This window comes from Nocardioides sp. (assembly GCF_030150155.1).
Lineage (GTDB): Bacteria > Actinomycetota > Actinomycetes > Propionibacteriales > Nocardioidaceae > Nocardioides.
The window spans coordinates 19,859-34,541 of record NZ_JASLGR010000021.1; the positions used below are offsets into that span (position 1 = coordinate 19,859).

The 14,683-nt window shown below is 69.6% G+C and carries 8 protein-coding genes; 3 read left to right on the top strand and 5 right to left on the bottom strand.

The features are described 5' to 3' along the window. Positions 1-138: 138 nt before the first annotated feature. Both Q1V88_RS05505 and Q1V88_RS05510 read right to left on the bottom strand, forming a co-directional pair. Positions 139-3,213, bottom strand: a complete 3,075-nt coding sequence (locus Q1V88_RS05505) for an Rne/Rng family ribonuclease (RefSeq protein WP_300679021.1) — start codon at positions 3,211-3,213, stop codon at positions 139-141. Positions 3,214-3,600: 387 nt separating this feature from the next. Further along, complete coding sequence (locus Q1V88_RS05510) at positions 3,601-4,371, bottom strand: TIGR03936 family radical SAM-associated protein (protein WP_300679024.1); 771 nt, start codon at positions 4,369-4,371, stop codon at positions 3,601-3,603. A gap of 151 nt (positions 4,372-4,522) precedes the next feature. On the opposite strand from Q1V88_RS05510, the gene Q1V88_RS05515 reads away from it, so the two are divergent. Further along, positions 4,523-5,140 carry a DUF4190 domain-containing protein gene (locus tag Q1V88_RS05515; protein ID WP_300679027.1) on the top strand — a complete coding sequence of 206 codons (618 nt, stop codon included), beginning with the start codon at positions 4,523-4,525 and terminating at the stop codon, positions 5,138-5,140. Between the two features lie 96 nt (positions 5,141-5,236). Here Q1V88_RS05515 and Q1V88_RS05520 read toward each other — a convergent pair whose 3' ends face one another. Beyond that, positions 5,237-7,189: a TIGR03960 family B12-binding radical SAM protein gene (locus Q1V88_RS05520; protein ID WP_300679030.1), complete on the bottom strand. Its 1,953-nt coding sequence runs from the start codon at positions 7,187-7,189 to the stop codon at positions 5,237-5,239. Between the two features lie 168 nt (positions 7,190-7,357). Between Q1V88_RS05520 and Q1V88_RS05525 the strand changes: the two genes are divergently transcribed. Both Q1V88_RS05525 and Q1V88_RS05530 read left to right on the top strand, forming a co-directional pair. Next, a complete protein-coding gene (locus tag Q1V88_RS05525; protein WP_300679032.1) occupies positions 7,358-9,457 on the top strand; it encodes a carboxypeptidase-like regulatory domain-containing protein in 2,100 nt (699 codons plus the stop codon). Between the two features lie 101 nt (positions 9,458-9,558). Further along, positions 9,559-11,376: a TIGR03032 family protein gene (locus tag Q1V88_RS05530; protein ID WP_300679034.1), complete on the top strand. Its 1,818-nt coding sequence runs from the start codon at positions 9,559-9,561 to the stop codon at positions 11,374-11,376. On the opposite strand, the gene rodA is transcribed toward Q1V88_RS05530, so the two are convergent. Together rodA and mrdA are read right to left on the bottom strand one after the other, a co-directional pair. After that, positions 11,373-12,587, bottom strand: coding sequence for a rod shape-determining protein RodA (rodA, locus tag Q1V88_RS05535; RefSeq protein WP_300679037.1), 1,215 nt, complete (start codon positions 12,585-12,587; stop codon positions 11,373-11,375). The genes Q1V88_RS05530 and rodA overlap by 4 nt on opposite strands. Continuing rightward, positions 12,584-14,683, bottom strand: a complete 2,100-nt coding sequence (mrdA, locus tag Q1V88_RS05540) for a penicillin-binding protein 2 (RefSeq protein WP_300679039.1) — start codon at positions 14,681-14,683, stop codon at positions 12,584-12,586. The genes rodA and mrdA overlap by 4 nt, the downstream gene beginning before the upstream one ends.

Sequence of the window (14,683 nt, forward strand, 5' to 3'; positions counted from 1 at the left end):
CTTGACGTGGCACGCCTCACCACCGCCGTGTCGGGGAGGTGGGTTGCCTGCGCGCTGTGTCCTCGAATGAAGAACACCGAGGATGAATACTACGGGCCGCCCACCCTCGGGGCAAAACGGCGGCCCGTAGCGGGGTCTTCAGTCCTCGCGCGTGTGGACGACGTCGCGGCTGGCGCCACGACGGGTCCGGGTGACGACCTTCGGCGGCGCCACCTCGGCGACCGGGATCGTCGGTGCCTCCGAGGAGGCGACCTCCACGACGGCAGCGGTGCCGGTGGAGATCACCGACGTGCTGGCGCCTCGGCGGCCACGGGTACGGGTGACCACCGCAGGGGCCAACGCGTCGGCTGCGGGGGTCTCAGTGGCCGCCTGAGCGGCCGGAGCGGCCTGGGTCGGAGCGGGGGTCGTGGCCACCGAGGCCGCGCTCTCCGTGCTCTCCTGGGACGCCTTCGTCTCCGGGGCCGGTGCGGTCTTCGCGGCGCTGTTGGCGCCGCGACGGCCACGGGTCCGGGTGACGACCTTCGGGGGCTCCGGTGCCTCCGCAGGGGCCTCCTGAACGGCCTGGACCGGCTTCTCCCCGGCGCTGGGGGCCTCGGTGGGCTCCTCGTGCCGTGGCATCGCTGCGATGTCCTTGGGCGAGGGCACAGCGGCCTCCGCCTTCGGCTCGTGGCGCTCGGCGTGCTGATCGTGGCGCTGCTCGTCGCCCTCGCCGTTGCGTCCGCGGCCACCACGACGGCGGCGGCTCCGCGGAGCCTCGTCGGGGTCGACCTGGGGCGCGCCGGAGGTGGCGACGGGGTGCTCGTGCACCACGATGCCGCGGCCCTGGCAGTGGGTGCAGTTCTCGGAGAACGCCTCCACCAGACCGGTGCCGATCCGCTTACGGGTCATCTGGACCAGGCCCAGCGAGGTGACCTCGGCGACCTGGTGACGGGTCCGGTCGCGGCCCAGGCACTCCACCAGGCGGCGGAGCACGAGGTCACGGTTGGACTCGAGCACCATGTCGATGAAGTCGACCACGATGATGCCGCCGATGTCGCGCAGCCGGAGCTGGCGGACGATCTCCTCAGCGGCCTCGAGGTTGTTCTTGGTCACCGTCTCCTCGAGGTTGCCCCCCGAGCCGGTGAACTTGCCGGTGTTGACGTCGACCACGGTCATGGCCTCGGTCCGGTCGATCACGAGCGATCCGCCCGAGGGCAGCCAGACCTTGCGGTCCAGGCCCTTGGAGATCTGCTCGTCGACGCGGTAGACGCTGAACAGGTCCGGCGTGCCGTCGCCGGGCTCGTGCTTCTCCAGGCGCTCAGCCAGGTCGGGGGCGACGTGCTCGACGTAGTTGCGCACGGTCTCCCAGGCCTCGTCGCCCTGGACGACGAGCTTGGCGAAGTCCTCGGTGAACAGGTCACGGACGACCTTGAGGGTGAGGTCCGGCTCGCCGTAGAGCAGCTGCGCGTTGCCCTTGGACGCTGCCTTCGCCTCGATGTCCTCCCAGCGGGCCTTGAGCCGCTCGACGTCGCGCGTCAGCTCCTCCTCGGAGGCTCCCTCGGCCGCCGTACGGACGATGACGCCCGCCGACTCGGGGACGATCTCCTTGAGCACCGACTTCAGCCGCGCACGCTCGGTGTCGGGCAGCTTGCGGGAGATGCCGGAGGTGGTGCCGTCGGGGACGTAGACCAGGAAGCGGCCGGCGAGGCTGATCTGCGAGGTCAGGCGGGCGCCCTTGTGACCGACCGGGTCCTTGGTGACCTGCACCAGGACGGTCTGGCCGCTGGAGAGGACCGACTCGATCTTGCGCGGCTGGCCGTCCTTGTGGCCCAGCGCGGACCAGTTGACCTCACCGGCGTACAGGACGGCGTTGCGACCCTTGCCGATGTCGACGAAGGCGGCCTCCATCGACGGCAGCACGTTCTGGACGCGGCCGAGGTAGATGTTGCCGATCAGGGAGGTCTGCGACTCGCGGGCGACGTAGTGCTCGACCAGGACCTTGTCCTCGATCACGCCGATCTGGGTGAGGTCCTCGCGCTGGCGCACGACCATCACCCGCTCGACGGACTCGCGGCGGGCCAGGAACTCGGCCTCGGAGACGATCGGGGCACGACGGCGACCGGCCTCGCGGCCCTCGCGGCGGCGCTGCTTCTTTGCCTCCAGGCGGGTCGAGCCCGACACGGCGGTGATCTGCTGCTCCAGCGGGCGGGACTCGCGGACCTTGACCACGGTGTTCACACCGGGCTCGGCGTCGTCCTCGGCACCGGACTCACCGGCACGGCGACGACGGCGGCGACGACGCGACGTGCCGCCCTCGCCCTCCTCGGCAGCCTCGGCAGCCTCGGAGCTCTCGGCGTCGCCGTCGGTCTCGGTGCCGTCCTCGGCGTCGGCGTGGGTGCCGTCCGCGGCGTCGCCGTTGGCACCGTTGGAGCCGGACTTGCGGCGGCGGCGTCCGCCACGGCGGCGACGGCGGCGGGCGGGCGTGCTGCCGTCCTCGTCGTCGTCCTCGTCACCGTGGTCGGCGTCGGCGTCGGCCTCGGCCTCGACGGCGTCGGCCTCGTCGGCGGCGTCCTCGGGGATCTCAGTGGCCTCGGTGGTCTCGTCGACCTCGGCAGGGCTCTCGACCGCGGTCTCGGCCGCCGTCTCGACGACCTCGTCCTCGGCGGGCTCCTCGACCGGGGCGGGCTCGACCGGCGCAGCCGCCTTGCGGGTACGACGACGGGTGGCCTTGACCGGCTCCGGGGCCTGGAACAGGGCGGCCGGCACGGAGGCGGCGGACTGCTCGTCGGTCTCGGCCGGCGCGGGCGCCTCGACGACGGCCTCGGGCTCGACCTCGGCAGCGGCGGCCTTCTTGGTGGCGCGCTTGGCGGTGGTCTTCTTCGCTGCCGTCTTCTTGGCGGCGGTCTTCTTGGTCGCAGCCTTCTTGGCGACCTTCTTCGCCGGAGCCGCGGCGGGCTCGGCAGTCTCGGCAGCGTCGGCCGCCGGGGCGGCCTCGGCCGGCGCGGCGACCGGAACGTCGATCAGCGGCTCGTCCGCGGGAGCGGCGGCCGTCTTCTTCGCGGCGGCCTTCTTGGTCGCCGTCTTCTTCGCCGCAGCCTTCTTGGCCGGAGCCTTCTTCGCTGCGGTCTTCTTCGCGGCCGCCTTCTTGGCGGGCGCAGCGGGGGCCGTCTCCTCGGGCGCCGTAGCGGCAGCCGTCGTGGTTTCAGTCGTGTCAGGGGTGAAGTCGTCAGCCATGTGTGGCAGTTCTCCTCAGCCCGGCCGCGCACGGCCAGGCAGGTCCGGCACCGTCCGGCGCTGGCCTGGTAAGGCAGCACGCCGGGGGCACAAAAGCTTGTCAGGGCAACGACGCGTCCTGCGCACTCGCATCAAGAACGGTGTCGCCTGCCACCTGCCGCGGTCGTCGGCCCTCTCACTGGCAGTCTCTGTCACTGACTGCCGGGCCGCGTCGCGTCGGGTGACGGACGTGTCGTTCCTGTGTCACTCGCCGCCCTAGGGTGCAGGGCTCGAATGACGGATGAGTCGTCGGATCTTCCGAAGCGAGTGACTGGGCGCCACTCCGCCGTCGGTTAACCGGGGCCAGTATCGCACACCTGGAGCGTTCACCTGTGGTCAACGCGCGATTCAATTGGCGAGCGGGTCGCCGATCGTGCTAGTCGCCTCGTCGAACGGGCCCTGCGTGAGACGGGTCAGCAGCGGCAGTCCTCCGTGCTCGGCGCCGGTCTCCAGGCCGAGCAGCGGCAGTCCTCCGTGCTCGGCGCCGGTCTCCAGGCCGACGTTCGCCAGGCCGCTGAGGACGTCGTCGGGGCGCACCGCCGGGGTGCCGTGACGCAGCAGCAGGTGGAGCCTGCTCCCCTCCCCCGAGTCGTCGGCCTCGGCGCTGAGGGCGACGACGGCGGCGCGCGCGTCGAAGCTGCGCAGCCCCTTCTTCGTCATCCGCTCCACGGTGACCTCGTCGGCGGCGAGGAAGGCCTCGATCGCCGGCTGCACGGTGGCGATCGCGACCGGGACCTCGATCAGCCAGGTGGAGGCCTGGAGCAGGTCGGCGAGCGAGCCGCCCGGGGAGACCGCGACCTGCTCGATGTCGAGGCCGCTGGGCAGCGAGTCGGCCAGGAGGGCCAGGATCGCCTCGGGCTCCACGATCTGGGCCAGGCCGATCTCGACGTACTCGGCCTCGGAGGCGGCGCCGGTGGGCGCAGCTCCGGCGTACGAGATTCGCGGGTGCGGGTTGAAGCCCGACGAGTACGCCATCGGGACACGGGTCCGCATCAGGGCACGCTCGAACGCCCGCGAGAAGTCGCGGTGCGAGGTGAAGCGAAGGCGGCCACGCTTGGCGTACCGCAGCCGAAGTCGCTGGACCGGCGGAGCCTGCTGCTCCGGCATTTCACGTGCCACGAGGCCAGCATAGAAGTCGGCGACGGGGACGGAAGATTCGCCGGAAGCTCGTCACCGTCGGCGCCGCCGCAGCGTTCGCTACTGTGCCGCCATGACGTCGGGAGCCCCTGGTCCGTACCCGCCACCGGTCCCACCTGCCCCGCTGGCACCGATGGCCCCACCGGCACCATCGGCCGGACCGACCGACGGGGTCTCGATCGCCGCCCTGGTCTGCGCGGTGGTCGGCTGCGCCGCCCCGGCGGCGATCGTGCTGGGCGCGATCGGCCTCACCCGCACCGGACCGGGCAAGCGCCGCGGTCGCGGACTCGCCCTGGCCGGACTGATCATCGGGTCGGTGGTGTGCCTGCTGGCCGCCACCGCCCTCGTGGCCGGCGTCGTCGTCGCCGGGAGCACTCTGAACGACACTCCCGACGGTGCCGACCTCCACGCGGGTCAGTGCGTCGACATCGACTGGGCCGACACCCCGGGCCTGACCTCGTGCGCCGGCAAGCACGACGGCGAGATCATCTGGACCGGCCAGATGACCGCCTCCCAGATGGTGGCGTGGAAGTCCTCGGAGTACGTCGACGACTTCTGCTACGCCCAGGCCGACATCGCCGACAAGTACGCCGCCACGGCCGCCGCCACGGCGTACCAGATCGACTACTGGGCCGACACGTTCTGGGGCGAGCCCAAGACCGGCGCCTGGATGGTCTGCTACGTCACCGCCGCCTCGGGCAAACTCGTCGGCCCCGTGCCCGACGACTCGGCGAGCCTCTCCCCGATGTAGGTCGCGCACTCGCCGGACCGTTCCTGCGCGCGCGGGCGGCGACACGCCGGCTAGCGCGGCGTGTCGCCTCCGGGTGCTCCAGGAACGGACCGCTGGTCAGACGACGGACAGCGGGAGCAGCTTCTGGCCGGTCGGACCGATCTGGATCTCGGTGCCCATCTCCGGGCACACGCCGCAGTCGTAGCACGGCGTCCAGCGGCAGTCCTCGATCTCGATGTCTTCCCCGTTGGCCGCGGCCAGCGCGTCCTCCCAGTCGCCCCACAGCCAGTCCTTGTCCAGGCCGGAGTCGAGGTGGTCCCAGGGCAGGACCTCGTCGTACTCGCGCGCACGCGTGGTGAACCAGGCGAGGTCGGTGCCGGTGCCGGCCAGGGCCTTCTCCGACGCTGCAACCCAGCGGTCGAAGGAGAAGTGCTCGCTCCAGCCGTCGAACCGGCCGCCGTCGCGCCACACCTCCTCGATGATCGCGCCGACGCGGCGGTCACCGCGCGAGAGCAGGCCTTCGATGGTGCCGGGCTTGCCGTCGTGGTAGCGGAAGCCGATGGCGCGGCCGAACTTCTTGTCGGACTGGACCTCGGCACGGAGCTTGCGCAGCCGCTCGTCGGTGGTCTCGGAGTCGAGCTGCGGCGCCCACTGGAACGGCGTGTGCGGCTTGGGCACGAAGCCGCCGATGGAGACGGTGCAACGGATGTCGCTGCGGCCCGAGACCTCCCGGCCGGTGGCGATCACGCGCTTGGCCAGGTCGGCGATGGCGAGGACGTCCTCGTCGGTCTCCTCGGGCAGGCCACACATGAAGTAGAGCTTCACCTGGCGCCATCCGTGGGAGTACGCCGCTGCCACGGTGCGGATCAGGTCGTCCTCGTCGACCATCTTGTTGATCACCTTGCGCATCCGGTCCGAGCCACCCTCGGGAGCGAAGGTGAGACCCGAGCGCCGGCCGTTGCGGGAGAACTCGTTGGCCAGGGTGATGTTGAACGCGTCGACGCGAGTGGACGGAAGAGACAGCGAGACGTTGGTGCCCTCGTAGCGGTCGGCCAGGCCGGTGGCGAGGTCGCCGATCTCGGTGTGGTCGGCGCTGGAGAGCGAGAGCAGCCCGACCTCCTCGAAGCCCGACATCTTCAGGCCGTTCTCGACCATGTCGCCGATCGTGTTGATCGAGCGCTCCCGCACGGGGCGGGTGATCATGCCGGCCTGGCAGAAGCGGCAGCCACGGGTGCAGCCGCGGAAGATCTCCACGGAGAACCGCTCGTGCACGGTCTCGGCGAGCGGCACCAGCGGCTTGGCCGGGTAGGGCCAGGCGTCGAGGTCCATCAGGGTGTGCTTCTTCACCCGCCACGGAGCGTCGGGGATGTTCGGCACGACGGCCTCGATCTGCGCGCCCTCCTCGACGGCGGTGTAGGTGACGTCGTAGAACTTCGGGACGTAGATGTTCCCCGAGACGGCGAGGCGTCGCAGCACCTCGTCACGCCCGCCGGGGCGCCCCTCGCCCTTCCACTCGCGGATCACCTCGGTGATCGCCAGCACCGCCTCCTCGCCGTCGCCGAGCACGGCGGCGTCGATGAAGTCGGCGATCGGCTCGGGGTTGAACGCGGCGTGCCCACCGGCCAGCACGATCGGGTCGTCGATCCCCCGGTCCACGGCGTGCAGCGGGATCCCAGCCAGGTCGATCGCGGTCAGCATGTTGGTGTAGCCGAGCTCGGTGGAGAAGCTCAGGCCGAAGACGTCGAACTCCCCCACGTTGCGGTGACCGTCGACGGTGAACTGCGGGATCTGTGCCTCGCGCATGATCGCCTCGAGGTCGGGCCACACCGAGTAGGTGCGCTCGGCGAGGGTGTTCTCCCGCTCGTTGAGGATCTCGTAGAGGATCGCGACACCCTGGTTGGGCAGACCCACCTCGTAGGCGTCGGGGTACATCAGGGCCCAGCGCACGGTCTCCTCGTCGACACCCCAGTCCTTGAGCGTCGAGTTGAGCTCACCGCCGACGTACTGGATCGGCTTGGAGACCCGACCGAGGTGGGGCTCGAGGCGGGGGAAGAGAGACTCGCCAGACATAGGAGTAAGTCTAGGCGGACACCGCCAGAGGGACTTATTTCCCCGTGCGAGATCACCCACCTGGGACGTCTAGACCGCAGGCCCGACTTTTTTTGCTTTCCGGGTCGCGCGGCCCCACCGAACACGATACTTGCCGCTTTCGACACCTCCGGCCAAGAAAGGTCATCGATGACCCGTCCTCTCTCCCCCGACCGCGTGACGTGCCGCCGCCTCGTCACCGGCGTCGCCGCCTTCGCCGTCGCAGCGACCCCCTTCACGATGGCTGTCCCGGCGCACGCCGCCGGCGCCAACACCATCAACGTCTACGTCAGTGACTATTACGGAGGCCAGCCGCTGGCCTCGATGAGCGTGTCACTGCTCAACACCCTCACCGGTGCCACCGTCGGCTCGGCCCAGGTCAGCGATGCCAACGGGAAGGCCGAGTTCACCGGCCTCGACGACGGTGCCTACACCGCCAAGGTTGCCGGGACGACCAAGTACGACGAGAAGTTCTCCACCGCCACCACCGTCGATGCCGACAACACCACGTCGTCGGCCTCGGTCTCCCCGGTGCCGAAGACGGCCCAGGTCGGAAAGATCAAGGGCACGGTTTCGAAAGCCGGTAGCCATGTCCACGGCTACGCCGAGATCTTCCCCTCCACGGCCACCGAGGCGGCGGTGCTCAGCGGCGCGGTGATGCCGATCAGCAGTGCCCGCGGCTACTTCAACGATGGCCAGTACGGCGTCGACACCTCGACCGTGAAGTGGAAGTCAGGGAACCTGGCACCGGGCACCTACAAGGTGCTACTCGGGGACGAACACTCCGACTCCTCGAGTTACATCTACAACTCCGACCACACGCAGAGCTGGAGACACTACAGCACCAGCGTGTGGGTAGGTGCCGGCACCGGTGCGAACAACACCGCCGACAACGCCGCCACCCTCACGGTCTCCGCCGAAGGTCTGACCGCGGCCCCTGCCGCCACCTTGATCGCACCGGCGACTCCCGTCGGCCCGACCCGTGTGACCGGCACCGTGACCGGCACGGGCGCCGCCAAGCTCAGCGGCGTCAGCGTCACGCTCTTCCAGAACGTTGGCGGCTCCTGGTACTCACGCGGGTATGAGTACACCGACGACAAGGGTGCGTTCGTCTTCAACCAGACGTTGGCGGCCGGCACCTACACCCTCCGCGCCAACGACGGCTGGAACGATTACAAGGCGGAGTTCCTGGGCGACATCCACCCGGACTACCCCTGGAGTCTGCCTTCGCCGGATGTGACCACCTTCGCCCTCGGGGCCGACGGTGCGGTCACCCAGAACATGACGCTGGACCGGAGCCCGGTCGACCGCAGCAGCGGCATCTTCGGCACCGTCACCGACGACCGCAACATCGCCCACCCCGGAGCCGTGACGGTCTTCGACGTTTACGGCAACTACGTGGCCAGCACCTACACGCACCGCGATGGCGGCTGGGAGATCCTGGCGTCCTCGCTGGCACCCGGAACCTACAAGGTGCGGGCCGAGTCGGAACAGGGCGATGCGGTCTCCGCCTTCCAGGGTGCCTCGTCCTTCAACGGGGCCACCAAGTTCACCGTGCCGGTCAAGGGTGCGATCAACGTCGGCGGATCCCAGCTCAAGCGCTATGGCTACATCTCGACCAAGATCACGCTGCCCGCCTCCACTCGCGCGGCAGACAGCAGCGTCACGGGAACGCTCACCACCCTCAACGGGAACCGGGCGGGCTACACCTACGGAGAGTCCGGCGACACCCTGACGATGCGGGTCGCTCCCGGGACGTACCTGCTTCAGGCAACCGGCTACCGCTGGAACCCGTTCAACCAGAGCAACAACTACGACCCCAACGCGGTCACCTTCATCCCGCAGTTCTGGAAGACCGGCTTCTCGGCCGACACCGCGACGAAGATCAAGGTCGCCTCCGGTGCCAAGGTGAGTGGCCTGAACTTCACCCTCGGCCGCACCTTGAAGGCGACGTCGGCGCCGGCTATCAGCGGCACGGCCAAGGCCGGTGCCGTTCTTCGTGGGGCCGTCGGCGCGTGGAACGTCGCCGACGATGTCGCCTTCACCTACACCTGGAAGCGCGGCACCTCCGTCGTGAGCCGGGCCGCGATGTACAAGGTCGCCACGGCGGATGTCGGCAAAACGCTGACCCTCACGATCGGCGCTCGCGACACGAACGGTGAATTCCTGCCCGGCACGGCGACCAGCAAGCAGTTCGCCATCCCGAAGCCGGTCAAGAAGAAGAAGAAGTCCAAGAAGAAGAAGAAGTAGTTTTCAGCCACAACGCATCGCGTCGTGGGGGCCCGACTGTCCTCGATGGCCGGGCCCCCACGGCCTGTTCACTCCGATCCGACTGAAAGTTCTGCCTGCTCGTGTCACCCGACCGGCCCCACGGCCTCGTTCGCCCCGTTTTCGTCATCGCCGCACCCGGAGCAGGCGGCGACCTCGTCGCTGCCGTTCTGGCGCAGGCCTCGGGGGCCACCGGCCTCCCTCGTGGCCGCGGCCTGACCGAGAGCCAGCCGAAACTCACGCCAGCCGAACGAGGCTACGACTCCGCGCGACTCTTTGCCTCCGATGCCCGGCGGGTCACCATCACCGACCTCGAGCACGACCTCGGGGTCGACCCGAGCAACCGACTCGTCGGCACCTGGCCCGCCGCGGCTCTCCAGGTGCCGTTCCTGGCCGAGGCCTGGCCAGATGCCTCCTTCGTCTTCGTCCACCGCGACCCGGCCGAATCCCTCGCGCTGATGCGGGACGCCTGGACCCACGGAACCGCCGTCAGCGAGCCCGATCTACCCGGGTGGACCGGACCGGCCTGGTCCTTCCCCCTGGTGCCGCAGTGGCGCGACCTCGATCCCTCCGACCTGCGTCAGGTCATCACCGCCCAGTGGTGCCGGATCGTCGACCAGGCCACCTCCGACCTCGCGCGTCTGCCCCGTACTCGCTGGACGTCGGTCAGCCTGCATGAGTTGATCGCCCGCCCCGCCGAGCAGCTCGCCCGGCTCGGCAACGACCTGGGGCTGTCCTGGGCGACGCCGCCGGCCCTCGCCCCCGCCACGCCGGTCACACCACTGGGCCCCGACGACCTCGGCCCCCACCTAGCCACCGTCGCGGCCAGCGCCCAACACGCTCGCGAGACGCTGGAGAACCGATCCGGGGCCCCCACCACGGAAGGCCTGACCGGCTTCGAAAGCGTGGCGACCACCAACGTCGCTCAACTGCTCACGCTGCTGCACAGCTCGCTGGTGGCCACGACGTACCAGAGTGGCCGCGTGGTGATGATGCGTGCACTCAACGGCACCTTCAACACTCACTTCCGCCAGTTCGACAAGCCGATGGGAATTGCCTACCGCCCGGGCATGCTTGCCCTCGGCACCCGCAACGAGGTCTGGACGATGGTCGACGTGCCCGGACTCGCCGACCGGACCGAGGAGGAGAACGACGCCGTCTTCGCGCCCCGGACCATGCTCGCCACCGGCGACATTCGGATCCATGACGTCGGGTGGATCGGCGACCAGATCTGGGCGGTCAACACCCGCTTCTCCTGTCTGGTCACCTTCGACGGGCTCCACAGTTTCGTCCCCCGCTGGAAGCCGTCGTTCATCTCAGACTTGGCCGCCGAGGACCGCTGCCACCTCAACGGGATGGCGATCGTCGAGGACCGGGTGAAGTACGTGACCGCGCTCGGCACCACCGACACCGCCGGCGGCTGGCGCCCGACCAAGGCCGACGGCGGCGTCATCATCGACGTGGAGACTGACCGGATCGTCGCCTCGGGGCTCTCCATGCCGCACTCCCCGCGCTGGTATCAGGACACCCTCTGGGTGCTGGAGTCCGGCCAGGGCTCCCTGGCCCGAGTCGATGTCGAGACCGGAGAGGTGACCACCGTGGCCACGCTGCCCGGCTTCACCCGTGGCCTTGCCTTCGCCGGCCGCTACGCCTTCGTCGGCCTGTCCAAGGTGCGCGAGGCGACCACGTTCGGGGGCCTCCCCCTGACCGCCCGGCTCGAGGACCGCGAATGCGGGATCTGGATCGTGGATATCGAGACCGGCCAGATCATGGGGTTCGTCCGCTTCGAGGGCCAGGTCGAAGAGATCTTCGACGTCGCACTCCTGCCCGGGATCGCGTTGCCCGACATCTTCGAACCGACCTCGGAGGAGTTGGAGACCGCCTTCGTGCTCCCTTCCTAAGCCCGGAGCGACGAGCCTGTCACGGACTCGACGGGCCGCCGTGAGAGGGCGGTGCGCAGGTCGGCGTCGTCGCGGCGGCCGCTGCGGACCTCGCGGGAGTAGAGGTTCTGCAGGAGTCCCACAGCGAGCAGGCTGGCGAACATCGAGCTGCCGCCGTACGAGACGAAGGGCAGGGGGACGCCGGTGACGGGCATGATGCCCAGGCACATGCCGATGTTCTGGAAGGCCTGGAAGCCGAACCAGCAGGCGATCCCGGCGGCAGCGACGCGGGTGAAGGGGTCGTCGGTGCGGCGGGCCAGGCGCAGGGCGCGCCACAGCACGACGCCGAGCAGGCCGATCAGGACCATCGCGCCGACCAGGCCGAGCTCCTCGCCGGCGACGGTGAAGATGAAGTCGGTGTGCTGCTCGGGGACGAAGCCGGCCTTGGTCTGGGTGCCGTCGAAGAGGCCCTGGCCGAAGAGGCCGCCGTTGCCGATCGCGATCCGGGCCTGGACGGTATTGTAGCCGGCCCCCTGCGGGTCCAGCGCCGGGTTCGTGAACGCCATGAACCGGTCGATCTGGTACTGCTTGAGGACGCCGCCCAGCACCGCGGCGGTCGCCCCGGCCACGCCGACGACGACCAGGCCGAGGAGCCAGCGACGCGGCGTGCCCGCCGCAGCGAGTACGCCGAGCACGGTCGCGGTCAGCACGAGCATGGTGCCCAGATCGGGCTGGGCGATGATCAGCAGGGCCGGCACCGCCGCGATCGCCAGCATCGCGATCACGTCGCGCGACGCGATCGTCCAGGTGCCCCGGGAGCGCTCGGCGAAGACCATCGCCATCCCGACGACGACGGCGAGCTTGGCGAACTCCGAGGGCTGCAGCGACATCCCGCCGACGTCGAGCCAGGAGCGGGAGCCGTTGATCGTGGTGCCGGCGACCAGCACCAGGACCAGACCGACGATCGCGGCCAGGTAGACCAGCGTCACCCCGATCCGCATCCAGCGCTGCCCGGCCACCCACACCGCCGCCATCATGACGGCGCCGATGATGACGTTGGTGAGCTGCTTGCGGAAGAAGAGGCCGGAGTCCCCGCCGGTGAGCAGGTCACGGTGGGAGGTGGCCGACCAGACCAGCAGCACCGAGAAGGTCACCAGGCCACCGACGGCGACCAGAAGGAACCAGTCGATCCGACGCCACCACTGCTGGGATCCGAACGTGGGGGTGTTCACTTCGAGGCTCCCGCCGACGCGATGGAGGTGGGCGGCAGGATCGCGCCGTCCTTGGCGAACGTCGGCAGCGCCTTGGGCGGCGTGACGCCGGGGATGGCGGACTTCGAGCTCGCGATCGAGCCGTCGCTCTGCACGCCGTACAGGGCGTTCCAGATGTTGCGGACGGGCTCACCGGCGGTGCCGGACCCGGTGCCGCCCTGGGTGACCATCATGATGACGACGTAGTTCTTGTCGTAGGTGGCCACCCACGAGGTGGACTGCTTGCCCTCGACCTCGGCGGAGCCGGTCTTGCCGCGCAGCTTGATCTGGTCGAGCGGGAAGCCGTTGAACTTCCAGGCCAGGGTGCCGACCTTGGGCGTGCCGAGCAGCGCCTCGTTGACGTAGTCGATCGCCTTCGAGGTGACCTTGACCTTGCGCACCACGGTCGGCTTCACCGTCGAGAGCACGTGCCCGTCCTCGGAGACGACGGCCTTGGCGATGGTCGGCTGGTAGAGCGTGCCGCCGTTGGAGATCGCGGCGTAGGCGCGGGCCAGCTGGAGCGGGGTGACCATCGTGTCGCCCTGACCGATGGTGAAGTTGGCCGAGTCGCCCTGCCGGAAGTAGTTGCCCTCAAGACAGAACTCGTGGGCGAACCTCTTCATGAAGTCGGTCTTGGCAGTGCCCTTCTTGTCCATATCGCAGTACGTCGACTTGGTGGCCTCGTAGTAGCTCTCACGCCACCTGCGGTCCCCCACCCGGCCGGCCGCCTCACCGGGCAGGTCGATGCCGGTCTTGGAGCCGAAGCCGAACGACCGCGCCGCCGCGGCGAGCGGGTCCTTGGCGTTCGCGTTGGCCGGGTCCGAGCCGTACTTGTTCCAGAAGTTCAGGCCGACCCGGTAGAAGAAGGTGTCGCAGGAGACCTCGAGCGCCCGGGCGAAGGTGATCGCACCGTAGGACTCGGACTCGTAGTTCTTGAACCAGCGGTTGCCGATCTGCAGGCCGCTGCTGCAGTCCAGCCGGGTCCCGGTGCTCATCCCGCCGCTGATCGCGCCGGTGGTCATGATCGGCTTCCAGGTCGACCCCGGGGCGAAGAGCCCCTGCGTGGCCCGTGCGAGCAGCGGGTTGCCGGACGCCTCGGAGGTGAGGTCCTTGAGCTGCTTGGTGGTCACCCCGCCGACCCAGACACTCGGGTCGTACGTCGGCTGGCTGGCCATCGCGACGATGCGGCCGGTCTTGGCCTCCATCACGACCGCGGCCCCGGAGTCGGCGACGTAGTTCTTGTGGGTGACCTTGTCGTAGGTCTTGCGCGCGGTGCTGATCGCGCCGGCGAGCTGCTTCTCGACGGTGGCCTGGACCTTGGCGTCGATGCTGGTGACGAGGGTGTCGCCGGCCTGAGCGGCGGTGGTGGTGCCCGCACCGGTCGGGCGACCGAGCGAGTCCACCGGGACGGTGGTCTGGCCCGGCATCCCGCGCAGCCACTCGTCGTACTGCTTCTCCACGCCGGCCCGGCCCACCGCCGAGGTGGCGTTGAGCGAGGGGTCCGAGGCCTTCTTGGCGGCGTCGTACTCGGTCTCGGTGATCGGGCTGAGGTAGCCGAGCACGTGCGCGAGGTTGACCCCGTAGGGCTGCGGGTAGTCGCGCACGGACTGCTGGGTGGCGACCACGGCCGGGTAGTCCTCGGGCTGCTCCAGGATCGCCAGCGCGACCTTCTCCGGGACGTCCTCGGCGATCTCGACGGGCTCGTAGCGCGAGCCGTTCCAGTCGTCGAGCGCCTTCTGGATGTCGGCCACCGAGACCCCGACGGCCTTGGAGACCCGCTTGAGCAGGATCGGCTCGTCGGCGTCGTCGAGCTTGGCCAGGGTGTTCTTGTCGATCGAGACGACCCACACCTTGGTGTTGGTCACCAGCGGGCGGCCCATGTCGTCGACGATCAGGCCACGGTCGGGCTGCACCGTGACGTTGCGGACCGACTGCGAGGCGGCCTTGGCGGTGTACGTCGGCCCCTGGTCGACCTGGAGATACCACAGCCGCACCAGGAGGGTGGCGAAGAGGGAGAAGACCAGCGCCTGCAGCACGATCAGCCGCAGGCGCGAGGTGGTGCCGGTGGAACGAGCCAC